Source organism: Halococcus sp. PRR34, assembly GCF_028617175.1.
Lineage (GTDB): Archaea > Halobacteriota > Halobacteria > Halobacteriales > Halococcaceae > Halococcus > Halococcus salifodinae.
Genome location: NZ_JAQJDA010000009.1, coordinates 127,877 through 143,778 on the forward strand (window position 1 = coordinate 127,877; position 15,902 = coordinate 143,778).

The window sequence follows — 15,902 nt, forward strand, 5'->3', positions numbered from 1 at the left end:
CGGACCGGACGGAACGAGCCGCTCGCTCTCGGACGATACCGACACGGAAACAGCGGGTGAAACCGACGCGGTGGCGGCGCTCCGCGAGCGCTACGCCCGTGGTGAGATCGGCGATGCGGAGTTCGAACGCCGGCTCGAACGGCTGCTCGAAAGCGAAGACGAGGCTGGAAACCACTGGCGTGAGCCGGCCGAGGCGGAACGATCGCGCTGAATCCGTAGCGACGACGCGGCCCTCCTCAGTCAGTCTTCGACCGTTCGGCTGCCGCCGGGCGGGAGGAACTCCGCGATCAGGTCGGGGCTCGCCACCTTCCGGACGAACGACGTGTCGGCGAACCGTTCACGAAACTCGCGGTAGAGGCGCTTCGCCGCGTCGTTCTGGGCGTACTGGCCCGGTTCGACAGTGATCGACGTTTCGGCGCGCGGCTCGATCGCCGCCGGCGGCCCGCCGATCACGCGGGTCTCGGGCTCGCAGACGATTCCGATCGCGACGCCCACGGGGGTATCCTCGAAGTACGTGCGATCGCCCCGCACCGCGAACCCGCCCTTTTCGAGGTATTCGCCGCTCTCGGGCGTTTTCGAGACCTGGTCCGGGCTCGCCATGTACGCGTCGCCGGCGAACCGTCCGTTTTTCCAGACCGACGAGTACGAGACGGCGAACTGGGCGGTCTCCTCCAGGGTCGACTCGGAGAACTCGATCTCTTGGGTGGGCTCGCTCGGCCCCGTTGCCTTCAACACCGTGACCGGGCCGCCGCGGGCCTGGGTGTGGAAGAACCGATCGCCGCGTTCGAGGTACTTCTTCACGAGGTCCTCGTTCTGGTCGGCGCTGCGCCCGCCGAGCACGAGGAAGTCGTCGCTCGTGCGGAACCATCGGAATCGCTCGTACCACTGCTCGTTCTGCCTGACGGAGATCGACCGCCGGGTGAGCCAGTCGACATCCTCTTGATCCTCCTTGGCGTCGGCCGCTTCCGTCCCGCTTTCGTCGCCGGACTCCCACTCGTCGCGGCGGTGCTGGAGGGTTTCGAGTTCCGCACGGGTCTCGGCGACCGCCTCCTCCGCACCCTCCTTTTTGCCCACGACGCGCTTTGCCTCCGTGTAGAGTCGGTCCGCGTTCTGCTCGACCCCGTCTCGGGGGTCGAGTTCGACCGATCGGTCGTCGATCTCCACCGTGACGGTCCCCTCGCTCGGCGTGACGCCCGAAACGGCCTCGGCGGCCGCGATTCCGCGATCGGCTCCCTCGACGAAGCGGTCCTCGATGTCCTCCCAGCCGGTGCCCTCTTCACGTGCGTTCCGCACCGTCGAGAGGATCTCGTCGACGAGGTCGTAGTTCGCGTACAGCGACTCGGCCTTCGCGCGCTCGGCGTCGGCCTGGTCCTCGAAGTCCTCGATCGCGTTCTCCTGTTGTTGGATGATCCGTTCTTGCCGTTCGATATCGTCCTCGAAATCGGGGCGCTCCCGACCGCCGCTCTCCTCGTCTTCCGTGGTGTCGAGCGCCACGAAGTACGTGTCGAGCGCCGCGGTGAACGAGTCGAATCCTTCACTGTCGAGGTCGGCGCGCTCCTCTAGGGGGAACGGCGTCACGTCCACGGGCTCGTCGTCCTCGTGGTAGATCCGTGGTTCGAACGCGCCGCTCGACAGTTGGTCGGTGAGACGTTCGGTCGCCTCGTAGAGTGCGTCGAACTCCTCCTCGCCCGCGTCCTCGATCGCGAGCTCTTTCTCGACGCCCGCGCGGGTGCAGAGTTCTTCAGCGTACAGCCCGCCGAAATTCAACTGTGTGGCGAGCGTCCGCACGAGGTCGGTGTTCGACTCGGCCATCCGTGCGGCGAACCCGTCGCCATCGACCGCGAGCGGGTTGAAGCGCGAGGAGGGGAACTCGTAGGTCGCGCCGGGTGCGACGGTTCTCGACTGGAGCCGGACGGTGTTGAGGCAGTCGACCACCTCGTCGTTCGCGTCGAGCACGGCGATATTGCCCTCACCGAACAGCTCGGCCACGATCGTCGTGTTCTGGTCCTCGCGCTCGAACTCGAACGTGAGAACCCGGTCGAAGCCGAACTGCGAGACGCCAGCGAAATCCGCACCGGAGAGTCGGTTCCGGAGCATCTTCGCGAACCCCGGTGGACGGCCAGGCGCGTCGGGGACGTTGTCGGGATCGACGACGTGGGCGCGCTTGGTCTCGCCGACCTCGATCAGGAGTTCGACCCGGCCGCGGTCGAAATCACGGAGTTTGAGCCGGAGAAGGTCGTCGCCGTAGAGATAGGCCTTGTCGAGCTTCGCGCCCGCGTACGTCCCGAGTTCGGTGACGAGGGCGGCGAGGTCGACGCTGGTGAGCTCGCGCTTCGGGTCCATACCCGGCCTCCGGACGGCCCGGAAAAATGGGTGTCGCTACGCGCGGGACGTCGATGTCGGCGTCGGCGTCGATTCGCCGAACCTCACTCGCCGTCGCTTCGGAACGCCCGGAGCGAGACGAGCGCCACCACCAGCTGGACGGCGGTCGTCCGGAGATCGGCGTTGAACAGGTCCCGGAACCACTCCTTCGTCCACGGCAGAACTCCGAGCGCGACCTCGGCGAAGAGGGCGACGGCCACGATACCCGAGTACGACCGTCCGCGCCGGGACGCCCCCGCAGCGATGCCCCCGACGCTGACCGCGATGTGCTCGGCCGCATGCAGTCGGTTCATTCCCACGAGACCGAAGACGCGCTCGCGCGAGAGTCCTCGGACGCCGACAGCCGTGAGAAAGAGGCCGAGCCTGGTTGCGAACCGGTCCTGTCGAGTCGGCGTCTCTTCGCTCATCGGTCGGACCATGTGCGCCAGTAGCATAACCCCATCGGCGATCGATTCGAACGGTCACACCGCCGATCGGAACGTCGTTTTTGCCTCTCAATTTTGGTTGCGGTGGCGCGCGGGAGCGCGCTGCTCCGTCAGCGCGCGACTCGTGCGAGGGATGAGCGGAGCGAATCGGTTGGGGAGGACGTGGCCTGCGGTTCTCATTTGTGACGGGAGCCGGCGTCGTGTACCGGTAGCCAGTGGTCACGACAGCAGTCGCTTGCCGATTCTATCACCGGTATCGAGCCCGTTCCGGAGCGCGAGGTGGACCCGTCCCTCGCCCGCCACCCAGTCGCCTGCGAAGAACACGCCGTGCTCTGCGGCGCGGTCGAGCGGTTCGGCCGCGACCGCGTCGCCTGGCTGTGCGTAGCGCCAGCCCTGATAGTCGGTCCAGTCCGGATCGGCGAGCCGATCGTCGTCGAGCAGATCGGCAGTGAGATCGGCAGCGTCTGGGATGACCTCCGTGGGCGGATCGTCGATCCGGTCGGCCGACCAGTCCGCCCCCAGTTGGACGATCAGGAGGCTCTCGCCGTCGGGGACGTGGCCCGGTTTGCACTCCTCGCGAGAGCACCATCCGATTGCGTGGTCCTTGTCGGTGTTCACCAGCGCGTAGTACGGCCGATCGAGTTCGAAGGGGTAGTGCAGAACGGCGGTGATCGTCGGCCGGAAGGATACGTCCCGGACGGCGGTTTCGAGGTCTCCACGAAGGTCGTCGTCCCACTCGGTGGCCGCAAGCAGGTCGGCGGTCTGCGGTGCCGGCGGGGTGAGGAGCAGCGCGTCGTATCGCCCGAGATCGGTGCCGTCGGTGTCCGCGATCGTCCATCCACCGTCGACGCGCTCAACAGCGCCGACGCGAGTCGATTTCTCGATCGTGGCCTCGGTCCGATCGAACAGCCGTTTCGCGAGCTGGGTGATCCCCGCGCGGTAGGTCCACTTGTGGTCGTCGGTGTCACGGCCCTCACTCACCGTGCCGTCGGCGTCGAACGTCCAGATCGGCCCCTCGGCCTCCGCCAGGCCGTCGGTATCGAGCGTTTCGGTGACGAGTTCGGTCACTCGGGCGTCCTGGTCCTTGAAGTAGTTCGCACCGTGATCGTACCGACAGCCGTTCTTGCGGCGGGTCGCGGCGCGGCCGCAGACCCCGCGACTCTTCTCGAAAACGGTGACGTCTATCGCGGCGTTCCGCAGTGCGTACGCCGCCCCTGCGCCCGCCGCGCCCGCGCCGACGATGGCGATCGAATCGCCCCGCCCGTTCCCGTGGTCGGTCATCGAAGTATCGATACGCACGGATCGCTTAACTCGCCGTCGGTCGATGGCTCTGGTCCCGCGCTCAGCGATCACGACGAGTCGTCCAGAATCAGTGTCCGAATCGTGAAACCGACTCCGCACCACGGGGTTGCGGTCCGTTGCGTGGCATCACCCGTATGACCTTGCCCCACTACCGTACTTTCCCCCCATCATAATAAATGAACTGGCCGATCTCGGGTATGTATACTGCTCACACAGGCGTTTTTCGTGACGGGTGCCCCGCCGTCGGTCGATCTGATCGGTCCGTCGTCGATCCGCTCGATGGAGATGTCGGTCGGAACTTCTCACAACCGCTTCGAACGTACGGGCCGTCCAGGTGGTAGCCACGATCGTGGTAGTATTCACACCGACCTTTTCCTGCGCTCAGTCGCTCCGCTCCTTCACTGACAAAAGGTCGATCAAAAGCCATCGTCACCCCCTACGGGGGTTCCTCGGCCCGCTCGCTCACTCCGTTCGCTCGGGGCAGGGCTACTGGTGCACCACCACGTGACCGCACAGCACCGTAGAAGCCCTCAGTCGCTTCGTTCGCTCACGGGTCGTCCCTCCCCGTTCGTGCGTTCGGCGGTGCTCACTTCGTTCGCACCGCCCGTCGCTCGCCCTTCATCCGCTGTCAGAGAAATCTCCGACAAGCCTCGTGCTCGTTTCACTCACACGAGACGCCAGGAGAGCAAAGCTCTCCTGAGCCTCGACTCGCTCTGTTCGTCGAGACGCCAGGAACCGCACCGCAACGCCTCCACGCCGGCGGTCACGCGCGACCTACCGCCACGTTTCACAACCGCTTCGAGACGTACGGGCCGTCCTGATGGTAGCCGCGATCCTGATAGTATTCCCGCGCACCGATACCGCTGATGACGCCGAGTTTGTCGAAACCAGCGTCGGTGGCCATCGACTCGGCATGGTGGAGAAGCTTTTCGCCGTAGCCTCGGTGTTGCCAGTCCGCGCTCTCGTCTCGCGGGCTTTGCCCGCTCGACCCGTCCGAGGCGCTTCGCGCCTCGCGCTCCCCGACCTGTACCATCGATCCGTAAACGTGGAGTTCGCGCACGATCGCCGCGTTCTGTAGCTCGCGTCGCACAGGGTCGTTCGGGAATCGAAGCCGACAGAAGCCCACCAGCAGATCGCGATCCGGGTCCTCGTAGCTGATGAAGTGTTCCGTGCCGCCACCCGACTCGTACGTGAGAACGTCGCGCTCGACGTTCGCGGGCGGTTCGTCGTTCATCCCGACCTCACGACACCGGATGCAGTCACACGTCCAGCCGTGCTCGTCCATCCGCTTCCGGGCGAGCTGTCGGAGGTTCGACTTCCAGACGCCCGCATCGATGAAGTCCGCCGGGATGTCGCGCTGGACCCGCTGGAGCCGAACGTACTTCGGAATCATCGACTTGATCTCGGCGACCAGCTCGGCGGCCTCCTCGTTGCCGAGCGGCTCGAAGTCGTCGCGTTGCCACATGTCGTAGGTCGCCGTGCCGCGAACGATCAGCATCGGGTAGATCTTGAGGTAGTCCGGCCGCCATTCGGACTCCTCGAACAGCCGTCTGAAATCCTCGATGCACATCTCCCGATCCATCCCGGGCTGGCCAGGCATCATGTGGAAGCCGACTTTGAACCCCGCGTCGCGGAGTCGGCGGTTCGCATCGACGGAGGCCTGCGTGCCGTGGCCCCGGTGCATCGCGCGGTTGATCTCGTCGTAGGTGGTCTGGACACCGACCTCGACTTTCGTCCCGCCGAGATCGAGCATCCGGTCGATCTGCTCGGGGTCACACCAGTCGGGTTTGGTCTCGAAGGTCGTGCCGATGTTCCGGACCCGGCCGCGCTCGTTTTCGGCGATCACGTCCTCCAGATATTCGAACTCGCGCTCCTCGGGGTCCTGCGCGAAGCTCTCGGTCTCGGAGGGATGGGGCTCGGCGTCGGGATCGAAATCGTTCATCGCCGCGAGCGCGCGCTTGACGAACCACTCCTGATAGTCGTGGCTCCGGGCGGTCATGGTTCCACCCATCAGAATCAGCTCCACTTTGTCGACCGGATGGCCGATCTCGCGGAGCTGATTGAGCCGGAGTGTGACCTGGCCGTAGGGATCGTACTCGTTCTGGACGCCGCGCGCCGCGGCGGGCTCGTGGCCGGTGTAGCTCTGCGAGCTCGAAAACTCCGAGTCGGGGCCGCCGGGACAGTAGAGACACTTGCCGTGGGGACAGCCCTGCGGCGAGGTCATGATCGCTACGGGCGAAACCCCCGAGGCAGTTCGAACAGGTTTGCGCCGGAGCACCTCCTCCAGCTCCTCGCGCTGCCCATCCGGTGCGCGATCAAGGAGCTCGGAGTTCTTGGGAACTTTCGGCGAGGAGAACTCGCCACACGCCTCGCGCTTTGCGGCCTCGACGCCGTCGCGTTCGAGGTCGCCGTCGAGGATCTGCTCGATCAGCGCCTCGCAGGTCCGCTCGAACGCCTCGCTTTCGGTTGGATCGGTCGTCTCGGTGCTCATCGGGTCGTTGTAGAGAATCGCCGCGTCGCGCGAATAAGCCTGTTGTTCGGGTGGGCTACCGCTCGGCCGTCGCTCGTTCGAGGACCCGCTCGATGAACGCAGCTTTCGCCGCGGTGTAACTGTCCCGATCGTCGGAATGTGCGTCGGCCAGCGTCCGCTTCAGTTCCTCGTACTCCGCCGCGACTTCGGGGTGGGATCGGAGGAAGTTCCGGAACGCGATCTGCTCGGTGTATCGATCGCTTTCGCGTTCGACGACCGAGAGGTAGTGTGTGCGGTCGGTTCGGGGTCCCTTCGCGAGGAACAGTCGGCCAGACACGTCGTCGTTCGGTCGGTGTTCGTAGCCGTGGGTTTCGAGCACCGGAACGAGGTCAGCCGCCCCGTCGAGATCCTCGACGACCGCCAGCATGTCGATGATCGGCTTCGCCGCCAGCCCCTCGATCGCGGTGCTGCCGACGTGTTCGAACTCGATTAGCTGCTCGTCGACGAGCGGTTCGAGGCGTTCGACTTCCGCCGTGTACTCTCGTTTCCAGCCGGGATCGTGCGGGACGAGTGCGACCGTTCCACGTTCCAGCCCGGTCATCGCCAACTCAGTCGGCGATCCAGTCGGCGAAGCTGCTGTCGCCGATGATGGTCTCGGTCTGGCGGTCGATGTACGCACGCTGCATCCCGTGGATCGCCGCTGCGAGATCGTCACCGTCGTCGAGCCGGCGGCGGACTTCGTGGCGTTTCCAGTCCGCCGGCGTCGTCCCGTGGCGGGCGCGCTGGCGGAGCGGCCAGAGGTACTTCGCGGCCTCGTCCTCGGAGAGGCCGCGCGAGGTGAGGCCGTCCTTCGCGTGATCGAAGATGTCGGTGTAGATCTCGTCGTAGGCAGTGGTCTCGCGGCCGTCGTTCGTCACCCACGTCAGGTCGGCGTCGAGGCCGTCGTGCATCGCAGCGTAGAAGTTCTCGTGGGCGGCCTGCCAGTCGAGGCCCGCGACCGGGTGTTCGCGGCGCGTCAGGCTTTCCATCAGCCCCGCGAAGGCGGCCTGGAACGCGATGGTGTCTCGCACGGTCGGCTGGCCCGCGATCGGGCGGAACTCGATCCGGGCGTTCGCCGAGGACTTGCTCGATCCCTCGAACACCGGCCGCACCCACCGCCAGTAGGTGCCGTGTTTCTGCCGGAAGGTGGCGAACGCGTCGTCGAAGCGGTTCGACTCCTCGATCGGCATCGGGACGATTGTGTCGTCGGCCGCGATCCGATCCACCGCCTGTTCGGTGGAGTCGAGGTCGTGCGGGAACCGGACCTTCCCGGTGCCGCTGTTGGGGTTCAAGATCGCCTCGAAGACGTGGATCCGGTGGCTCATCCAGCCGTCCTCGACGATCCGTTCGGCCGGCACGTCGTCGTAGAGTTCCGGCGGGAAAAACGGGGAGTTGACGCCGAGCGCGAGGAGCGGGCCCGCGATCCGGAGTGCATACCGGAAGTAGTCGGGGAGGTCGGCGGCGTGTGAGACCTGGTAGTGGGGTTGGATCGACGTGATCAGGCTCTCGGGCATCACGGTTTTGGCCGAGAGCGAGACGTGGGGCGCGTCGAGGTTCATCCCGACCGCGTCCGCGCCCGCGGTGTTCGCCATCGCGTGATACCGGACGGAATCGCTCATGTTCGAGGCGATCCGGACGCCACGGTCCTCGACGCTTCGCGAGAGATACTCGCCCGCGGGCTCGCCCTCGGGCGGAATCGTCCACATCCCGTCGCTGACGAGCCGGAGCCCCGACGATCGCACGCAGTCGAGGGCAGTCCGGAGTCGGGCGCTCACCTCCGCCTCCTGGGCCGCCAACCCATGTGAGTTGAGCGGCTGTGGACTGGTGCGCATCTCGGCGTTGTGAAGCCCGAGTTCCTTCTCGAACCCGATGAACTCCAGCAGACGACGGGGAACGCGCGCGAGTTCGCTCGTCTCGCGGTTGACGCCGTAGAACTCGTATTCGAGCCCCACGATCGCCTGGGGGTTGTCGAACGTTCCCGCGTCGAGTTCGCGCTTGATGACCTCGGCTTCGTCCTCGGCGCGGCTGCGGAAGTCGTTCGCATCGACCGCGAGCACGTCCTCGACCTGTGCCGCGAGATCCGATCCTGACATGCCTCGCCGTGTGCGAGCGAGCGTCTTTAACCCCGCGGCTGGCGTCCATCGTCGGTGTCGCCCGTTTCGACAGCTCGACAAACATGGCCGGCGCGCGCTCGCGTTCGGTGTGAGCAACAGCGAACACCGAACGCACACATCGTGCGAGGGATGACTGAGCGACAGGTGGCGCGAACGAAGCGAGGGTCGCCGAGCGAAGGAGTCGGTTGGGGAGGGTGTGGACGGTGTAGTCGTGACTCGGCCATCGTGCGGCGGGCGAAGCCGTAAAGCCGGCCGCGCAGTCAGAGCACGCCCATCGCATCGAGTCGCTCGGGCAGATAGGTGTCGGTCACGAAGTCGAGCCCGCGTGCGGCGAGGGACTGCTGTTCGGCCTTCTCGTTGATGTCGAGCTGGAGTGCGATCTGCTCGTGCCAGTAGTCGATCAGAGCCACTGTTCCAGCCACTCGATGTGGTCGTACATTGCGTCCGGCGAGAAGTGTGCGTCGATACGTCTGATAGCCCGCACGAACTCGCCCGGAGAATGACTCTGATCGGTGTATCGGATGATTCCGGCGTGTGCTACGTCCTCTGCCAACTCGACGAAGTCATCGTCGTTTGTGAGCATGACCTGTTCCGTTTCCCGACACACGACGAGGTGCTCCTCGTCGAGTATACCGCGCTCGTAGCCCTCGTCCACCGCCGAGACAGCGTAGCCTTCGGCCCTGAGTGCGGTGACGAACGCGCTGTCGACATGCTCGTCGGCTCGAAACGAAAGCGGGTCCATCCGCTACTGCTCTACCGTTTCGGGAGCCTTCGACTCACGTTTCAACGTCTCGTTGAGTTCGCGCCGGCGTTCGCGGACGGCGTTCATCTCTTCGATGTTCTCGTAGTAGTACGCGAGTGCTGAGTACACCTCCGGAAGCGTGATGTCGAGTTGGTCGACGACGTGCTCCGGCGCTTGGCCGTGGTCCAAAACCCGTTCGGCGACATCGATGACCGCTATTCGATGCCCGTCGAGGCGTGCCTTCCCACCGAGCACTCCCTCCGTCTTCACGATAGTGGCCATACGTAGTGATTGTCGTCCCCGAATCATAAGCTTCCGGTCGCCGTAGCGCCACGTCGAAAGCGAGCGCTACTTACAGCACGCCCATCGCATCGAGTCGCTCGGGCAGATAGGTGTCGGTCACGAAGTCGAGCCCGCGTGCGGCGAGGGACTGCTGTTCGGCCTTCTTGTTGATGTCGAGCTGGAGTTCGATCTGCTCGCGCCAGTAATCGGTCTGGAACCGTGGGTCGGTGAGCTCGCTTTCGAGGGCGTTCACGTCCGAATCCGCAAGCGGATCGGTGGGCAAGTCGTACTCCACGATGTCCTCGGGCTGGATCCCGATGAACTGCGCCTCCGGCGTGGCGAGATAGTTCGAGAGGTGGGCGGATTTGATCGAGCCGTAGGCCACCGACCCATAAATGCGGTAGCTCCATGGATCGCCGTCAGTGAACACCACGACGGGAAGATCGAGTTCGTCGTGGAGACGTTTGGTCAGCCGACGGGTCGCGCGTGCAGGTTGGCCGCCGAGGTGGACGACAATGGTGTTGAAATCCTCGTCGAACCCGTTCTCGACGAGTCGATCGCGCATCCCGCCGGTCTCCACACAGAGGACGAACTCGGCGTCGTGGTCGAGGAACTCGATAGTGTCGGGGTTGTTCGGGATCTGGTAGCCACCCTGACCGACGTCGTCCTGACAGTGGATCTCGCGGTCGCCGCGGTTGGTCTGCTCGCGGATCCGTAGCGGCCCCATCACCTTCGCACCCGACTCTTCCGGGCGCATATGGAAGTCCTCGCGGGTCACCTCCGAGACGATCTCCAAATCCTCGATCAGCTGGTTCGACTCGTCTTGATCGTTGAACTGGGCCTCCTCGTTGTCCCAGCTTTCCGAGAGGTAGTAGAGCTCTCGCAGGGTCGACGAGCGGTCTTCGTCGAGCTGATCGGCGAGGAAGTCGATGGTGTAGATCGCCTTCAGCAGCTTGCGCGCGCCGCGAACCGAGTTCGCGCTGCGAGTGCTTTGGCGGTCGCCGTACACCCAGACATCGCCCTCCTCGTCGTACTCGATGTTGGATTTCGTTCGCGTCGGGATCTCCATTTCGGGGATCTCGCCCGCGGCGAACTGGTCGTAGAAGTCGGCGGCGAGGTCGATCAGCCGTTCGCGCGCCGACTCGTCGATCTCGGGTGGGGTTTCGGTGCTCATGGAAGTGGTGGTATCGGTGTGTTCAGGCGTTGTTCGTGAATTTCTCGCGCTCGACGCCGGTAACGTCGAGGTCGAAACTCGCGTCGCCGTCGATCTCGTATTCGAGGACGCTCTCGTCATCGCTTTTGACCTCCGGCGACCACTTGATGAACCACTCGCCGTCCATCTCGACCACGCGTGCGCCGTCCGAAACTGCCGACGGTTCCGCCGAGACGATCTCGGTCACGTCAGGCGACTCGTTGGTTCCCGAATGGTTCTCGACGACGAGCTTCACGGTTCCGTTCTCGACGTGGCGCTCGACGAGGACGTTGTTCATGATCCGCGCGAGCGAGTCGTCGATCTGCAACTGCTCACGCTCGGTCACGTCAGCAAGTTTTTCGGCCATTTCGGGCAGGACCGTCGAGAGCACGTCCTGTTTCTCTCGGCGTTGCTGCATCGACTGGCGCTTGTTGAGGTAGCTCTTCAGCTCGCGGGCGGCCTCCCGGACTGCGAGCTCGATCTCGTCTTCGATCTCCGGGACGTTCGCGATCGCGTCCTTCGATTCGCTCGTGAACGGGACGTTCGTGGAGGCGACGTGGATCATGATGACGGCGGGGCCGTTGGGGAGGCCCGAGCCGCCCGGCTGGTCCAGTCCATAATTTCGCCAGCCGATCCCTTTCAGGACGTCGGTGGTCGCACACGCCCCGCGCTGATAGACTAGCGGGACACGGTTCGCAAAGCGCAGCAGTTCGACGCCGCCCTCCGCGGCGAGTTCGCCGCCGTAGGCGATCCCCGCCTCGACGATGAACGGATCGCCGCCATGGACGCCGGCGTCTCGCGTTGCCGACGCGTAGAAATCGGCGTCGAACTCCTTTTCGAGCCCCGACCGCACGAGATCCGCCGTAATGGGTGAGAGACAGCCCGTCGGCGGCGCGATGATGTCGGTCTCGCGCATCGCGTCGAGCAGCGCGCTCGCGACGTCGCGGTCGTCGGCGACCGCTCGTACGTTCGGTGGGTCGTCCGGAACGGTGCTGCAGACCTCCCAGATCGAGTCGACCACGTTCTCGCGGGCGGTCTCGCCGAAGGAGACGTCGTCGCGCTCGGCAGTCATATCCGCGGCCCGATCGACGTATCCGCTGAGGGTATCGTGGGTCAGGCGGTCGCGGCTCCAGCCTTCGTCTTCCGTATCGAACTTCGCCGCCAGGCGCTCGGCGAACGACTCGATGACAGCATCGTCTTTCCGCGTGCTCGTCGCGCCGTCGACCAGCGCGTAGAGGTCGGCGTTCAGGTTGGTTCGGACCGCGTTCCAGGCTGCGCCGACGGCCTTCTCCTGCACTGTGGCCCCGAAGACGGTCCCCGTGTCGGCTTCGGCGGTGCCGGCCGCGTTCGCAACGATTTCCACGATGTCGTGGTGGGCGAGCCGTTCGCACTCGGCCACCCGATCGGCGACCGCCACCGCGAACGCAGCGGTCGCCTCGCGGCCTTTGTTCGACACCGCGTCCGTGACGGCGGCTTCGATGTCGCTGTCGTCGTGGGATTTCGGGGTTTGCCACGCCATCTCGCGGCCGTAGTGATGGTCGTTGAACCGCTCGATCACGCTCGTCGCGGTCTTCGCCCCGACACGGGTGAACTCTCCCTGGAGGAACCCGGAGACGCTGTACGAGTCGGTCGAATCGAGCATCTTGAGCAGCGTGCCGAGCTCCACGCCGTGGGGGTGCGGGCGGATTTCTTCAGTTTCGGCGGGGAGCTGGTCGGTCGCGCGTTCGGCCTTGAACTCGCCGTTCGGCTCACGGAGCTCGATCCGGGCATGGGGATTCACGACCGCGGTGTGTTTCACGTAATCCCGGAGTTGGGAGCGCGCGCGCATGTTCGCCTCCATTTCGAGTTCGATTCGGGTGCCGTGCGGCCGATCCCACGTCGTCGTCTCGTCGACCGAGACCTCGGGCTCGTTGGTGTCGGTGTCGATGATGAGTTCGAAGTACTTGGCGTCCTGGCTGCCCTGCGTCCGACTCGTGATCTTCGCTGGCTTGCCGCTGGTGAGCTGGGAGTAGAGCACCGCCGCCGAGATGCCGATCCCCTGTTGGCCCCGGGCCTGCTCGCGCTTGTGGAACCGGGAACCATAGAGGAGTTTGCCGAACACCTTCGGGAGTTCGTCGGCGGTGATCCCGGGACCGTTGTCCTCGACCACCAGCCGGTAGTAGTCGCCGACCTCCTCGATCTCGATGTAGATGTCGGGGAGATGGCCGGCCTCCTCGGCGGCGTCGAGAGCGTTGTCGACGGCTTCCTTCACCGCAGTAACGAGTCCTCGGGCTCCGCTGTCGAACCCGAGCATGTGCTTGTTCTTCTCGAAGAACTCGGCGATAGAGATCGCACGCTGGCCCTCCGCGAGCTCGGCGGCGACCCCCTCCTCGTCGAGCGTCGACTGGAGCGAGGGCATTGCCCGCTCTGCGGGCCGGGAGGTGTAAAACCCCGCGATAGCTCCCCGAAAGTGAAACTGAAGCGGTTTCGATCCGATGAGATGACGGAAATACTACCAGCGAAACGGAGCACGAAATCGTTCGTGACGACACCGACGACGCCTCTCTGTTCGCTTATACGTTTGCGGAACGAACAGCGATCCGAGAGGACACCACACCACGCCAACGACTACGGAAAACCGACCGACTGCGGCGACATGCGCGCTCGCGCGCGTGCGAGGGTTTTATTGTTCCCGGTAGCCTATCGACGGTAGATTCAATGTCTCACGACGAGTACGGAGCCGGACAGATTCAGGTACTCGAAGGGCTCCAGGCCGTCAGGAAACGCCCGGCGATGTACATCGGCTCGACCGACGCTCGCGGTCTCCATCATCTGGTCTACGAGGTGGTCGACAACGCCATCGACGAGGCGCTCGCTGGCCACTGCGACTCGATCGAGGTCACGATCCACGACGACGAGGACCCCTCGGTCAGCGTCACCGACGACGGTCGTGGTATCCCGGTCGACGAGCACGAGGACGGCAAATCCGCCCTCGAAGTCATCATGACCGTGCTCCACGCCGGCGGGAAGTTCGACAAGGAGTCCTATCAGGTCTCCGGGGGCCTCCACGGCGTCGGGGTCTCGGTGGTGAACGCGCTCTCGAAGTGGGTCGAGGTGACGGTGAAACGCGACGGTGCGGTCTGGAAGCAGCGTTTCGATCACGGCGCACCTGAGGGCGAGATCGAGCGCGTCCGTGACCTCGAACCCGACGAAGAGACCGGCACCGAACTCCAGTTCTGGCCGGACGACGCCATCTTCTCCACCACGTCGTTCGACGCCTCGACGCTCGCCAATCGCCTGCGCGAGCTCGCCTTCCTCAACTCCGGGGTCGAGATCGAGCTCCACGACGAGCGCGACGGCTCGCGCGAACGGTTCCGATACGACGGCGGGATCCGGGAGTTCGTGGTCTATCTCAACGAGTCGAAAAGCGCGCTCCACGAGGACGTCATCTACTTCGAGGACGCCGCCACGGTCGACGACGGCGAGGTCGCCGTCGAGGTCGCGATGCAGACCACCGACGAACTCCAGGGGTCGATCCACGCCTTCGCCAACAACATCAACACCCGTGAAGGAGGTACTCACCTCACCGGGTTCAAGACCGCGCTCACGCGGGTCGTCAACGACTACGCCGGCGAGAACGGTCTCCTCAGACCACTCGACGGCGAGAATTTGAAGGGGAGCGACATCCGCGAGGGGCTTACTGCCGTCATCTCGGTCAAACATCCCGATCCGCAGTTCGAGGGCCAGACCAAGACCAAGCTCGGTAACGGCGAAGTACGCGGGATCGTCGAGAGCGCGGTCCACGAACATCTCGACACCTACTTCGAGGAACACCCCGACACCGCGAAGGCCGCCATCGGCAAGGCTGTCGAGGCCGCGAAGGCCCGCCGGGCGGCGAAAAAGGCGGAGGAGCTCACCAGGCGAAAGTCGGCGCTCGAATCCACTGCCCTCCCTGGAAAGCTCGCCGACTGTCAGACCCGCGAGCCCGAGGAGGCCGAACTGTTCATCGTCGAGGGCGACTCGGCGGGCGGCAGCGCAAAACAGGGTCGTGATCGGGAGTTCCAGGCGATTCTCCCACTCTTTGGCAAGGTACTCAACGTCGAGAAGCACAGGTTAGACCGGATTCTCGAAAACGACAAGATCCGGAACCTCATCACCGCGATCGGTGCGGGCGTCGGTGAGGAGTTCGACATCGAGGACGTGCGTTATCAGAAGATCGTCATCATGACCGACGCCGACGTCGACGGCGCACACATCAGGACACTCTACCTCACCCTGCTCTATCGCTACCTCACGCCGTTGATCGAGGCCGGCTACGTCTACGCCGCCCAACCCCCGCTCTACCGGGTGCGGAACGGCGGCGAGACGTACGACGCGATGACCGAGGCCGAGCGCGACCGGATCGTCGAGGAGATCTGTGGCGGGAGCCCGGATCAGGTCCAGCGGTTCAAGGGCCTCGGCGAGATGAACCCCGATCAGCTCTGGGAGACCACGATGAACCCCGAAAACCGCATCCTGAAGCAGATCACGCTGGAGGACGCCGCCGCCGCCGACAAGATGTTCTCGGTGCTGATGGGCGATTCCGTCGAACCACGCCGGGAGTTCATCAAGAGCCACGCGACCGACGCCGACTGGGTGGATATCTAACGATGCACCCCCACCTTTTGCTGCACTCAGTCGCTCGCTGGCGCTCGCTCCTTCGCTGGCAAAATGTGGATCAAAAGCCAGCGTCACCCCACTCGCTACGCTCGGGGGTTCCTCGGCCCGCTCGCTCCCTGCGGTCGCTCGCGGTGGGATCACTAGCGACTACTGCAACCGCTCCGCTCCGCACAGCACCGCCGAAGCCCTCGGCGCGCGCTCCCTACGGTCGCTACTCAGTCGCTTCGCTCGTTCACGCGCCTCGCCCTTCATCCACCAGGACAGCCCCGCAACCGCACCGCCGCAGCGGCTGGTCGCCGCGAACAGTCGTTTCGAA

Annotated in this window: 12 protein-coding genes and 1 pseudogene; 2 read left to right on the forward strand and 11 right to left on the reverse strand. The window is 64.9% G+C overall.

The window, feature by feature from the left end; genetic code table 11:
- Window positions 1-70: 70 nt before the first annotated feature.
- Window positions 71-211, forward strand: a complete 141-nt coding sequence (locus PHA81_RS12560) for an SHOCT domain-containing protein (RefSeq protein WP_005043147.1) — start codon at window positions 71-73, stop codon at window positions 209-211.
- A gap of 29 nt (window positions 212-240) precedes the next feature.
- Here the strand turns inward: PHA81_RS12560 and rqcH are convergent, their stop codons facing one another.
- The 11 genes and pseudogenes from rqcH to PHA81_RS12615 all read right to left on the reverse strand — a co-directional run bounded on the left by rqcH (window position 241) and on the right by PHA81_RS12615 (window position 13,346).
- Window positions 241-2,343 (reverse strand): ribosome rescue protein RqcH, encoded by a 2,103-nt coding sequence (rqcH, locus tag PHA81_RS12565; RefSeq protein WP_273836975.1) that lies wholly within the window; start codon window positions 2,341-2,343, stop codon window positions 241-243.
- Between the two features lie 83 nt (window positions 2,344-2,426).
- Window positions 2,427-2,789 (reverse strand): hypothetical protein, encoded by a 363-nt coding sequence (locus tag PHA81_RS12570; protein WP_241430332.1) that lies wholly within the window; start codon window positions 2,787-2,789, stop codon window positions 2,427-2,429.
- A gap of 237 nt (window positions 2,790-3,026) precedes the next feature.
- Window positions 3,027-4,088, reverse strand: a complete 1,062-nt coding sequence (locus tag PHA81_RS12575) for an FAD-dependent oxidoreductase (RefSeq protein ID WP_005043149.1) — start codon at window positions 4,086-4,088, stop codon at window positions 3,027-3,029.
- An 808-nt stretch (window positions 4,089-4,896) separates the two neighbouring features.
- Window positions 4,897-6,600: a tRNA uridine(34) 5-carboxymethylaminomethyl modification radical SAM/GNAT enzyme Elp3 gene (locus PHA81_RS12580; RefSeq protein ID WP_005043150.1), complete on the reverse strand. Its 1,704-nt coding sequence runs from the start codon at window positions 6,598-6,600 to the stop codon at window positions 4,897-4,899.
- Window positions 6,601-6,655: 55 nt separating this feature from the next.
- Window positions 6,656-7,180, reverse strand: coding sequence for a GrpB family protein (locus tag PHA81_RS12585; RefSeq protein WP_005043151.1), 525 nt, complete (start codon window positions 7,178-7,180; stop codon window positions 6,656-6,658).
- A 7-nt stretch (window positions 7,181-7,187) separates the two neighbouring features.
- Window positions 7,188-8,711, reverse strand: a complete 1,524-nt coding sequence (locus PHA81_RS12590) for a hypothetical protein (RefSeq protein ID WP_005043152.1) — start codon at window positions 8,709-8,711, stop codon at window positions 7,188-7,190.
- Window positions 8,712-8,992: 281 nt separating this feature from the next.
- Window positions 8,993-9,130: pseudogene (locus PHA81_RS12595) on the reverse strand (DNA topoisomerase VI); the annotation flags it as partial.
- Between the two features lie 2 nt (window positions 9,131-9,132).
- A complete protein-coding gene (locus PHA81_RS12600; protein WP_005043154.1) occupies window positions 9,133-9,474 on the reverse strand; it encodes a DUF5615 family PIN-like protein in 342 nt (113 codons plus the stop codon).
- Between the two features lie 3 nt (window positions 9,475-9,477).
- Window positions 9,478-9,756 carry a DUF433 domain-containing protein gene (locus PHA81_RS12605; RefSeq protein ID WP_273836976.1) on the reverse strand — a complete coding sequence of 93 codons (279 nt, stop codon included), beginning with the start codon at window positions 9,754-9,756 and terminating at the stop codon, window positions 9,478-9,480.
- 70 nt (window positions 9,757-9,826) lie between these two features.
- A complete protein-coding gene (locus PHA81_RS12610) occupies window positions 9,827-10,930 on the reverse strand; it encodes a DNA topoisomerase IV subunit A (RefSeq protein WP_273836977.1) in 1,104 nt (367 codons plus the stop codon).
- Between the two features lie 22 nt (window positions 10,931-10,952).
- The gene (locus PHA81_RS12615) at window positions 10,953-13,346 is read right to left on the reverse strand and encodes a DNA topoisomerase VI subunit B (RefSeq protein ID WP_005043157.1); all 2,394 of its coding nucleotides are present in this window, start codon (window positions 13,344-13,346) and stop codon (window positions 10,953-10,955) included.
- Between the two features lie 299 nt (window positions 13,347-13,645).
- On the opposite strand from PHA81_RS12615, the gene gyrB reads away from it, so the two are divergent.
- Window positions 13,646-15,574 carry a DNA topoisomerase (ATP-hydrolyzing) subunit B gene (gene gyrB, locus PHA81_RS12620; RefSeq protein WP_005043159.1) on the forward strand — a complete coding sequence of 643 codons (1,929 nt, stop codon included), beginning with the start codon at window positions 13,646-13,648 and terminating at the stop codon, window positions 15,572-15,574.
- Window positions 15,575-15,902 lie beyond the last annotated feature (328 nt).

Coding starts and splice junctions, on each gene's coding strand:
- PHA81_RS12600 (WP_005043154.1), bottom strand. CDS start 9,474: ATGGACCCGCTTTCGTTTCGAGCCGACGAGCATGTCGACAGCGCGTTC.
- PHA81_RS12585 (WP_005043151.1), bottom strand. CDS start 7,180: ATGACCGGGCTGGAACGTGGAACGGTCGCACTCGTCCCGCACGATCCC.
- PHA81_RS12590 (WP_005043152.1), bottom strand. CDS start 8,711: ATGTCAGGATCGGATCTCGCGGCACAGGTCGAGGACGTGCTCGCGGTC.
- PHA81_RS12605 (WP_273836976.1), bottom strand. CDS start 9,756: ATGGCCACTATCGTGAAGACGGAGGGAGTGCTCGGTGGGAAGGCACGC.
- PHA81_RS12570 (WP_241430332.1), bottom strand. CDS start 2,789: ATGAGCGAAGAGACGCCGACTCGACAGGACCGGTTCGCAACCAGGCTC.
- gyrB (WP_005043159.1), top strand. CDS start 13,646: ATGTCTCACGACGAGTACGGAGCCGGACAGATTCAGGTACTCGAAGGG.
- PHA81_RS12610 (WP_273836977.1), bottom strand. CDS start 10,930: ATGAGCACCGAAACCCCACCCGAGATCGACGAGTCGGCGCGCGAACGG.
- PHA81_RS12575 (WP_005043149.1), bottom strand. CDS start 4,088: ATGACCGACCACGGGAACGGGCGGGGCGATTCGATCGCCATCGTCGGC.
- rqcH (WP_273836975.1), bottom strand. CDS start 2,343: ATGGACCCGAAGCGCGAGCTCACCAGCGTCGACCTCGCCGCCCTCGTC.
- PHA81_RS12580 (WP_005043150.1), bottom strand. CDS start 6,600: ATGAGCACCGAGACGACCGATCCAACCGAAAGCGAGGCGTTCGAGCGG.
- PHA81_RS12615 (WP_005043157.1), bottom strand. CDS start 13,346: ATGCCCTCGCTCCAGTCGACGCTCGACGAGGAGGGGGTCGCCGCCGAG.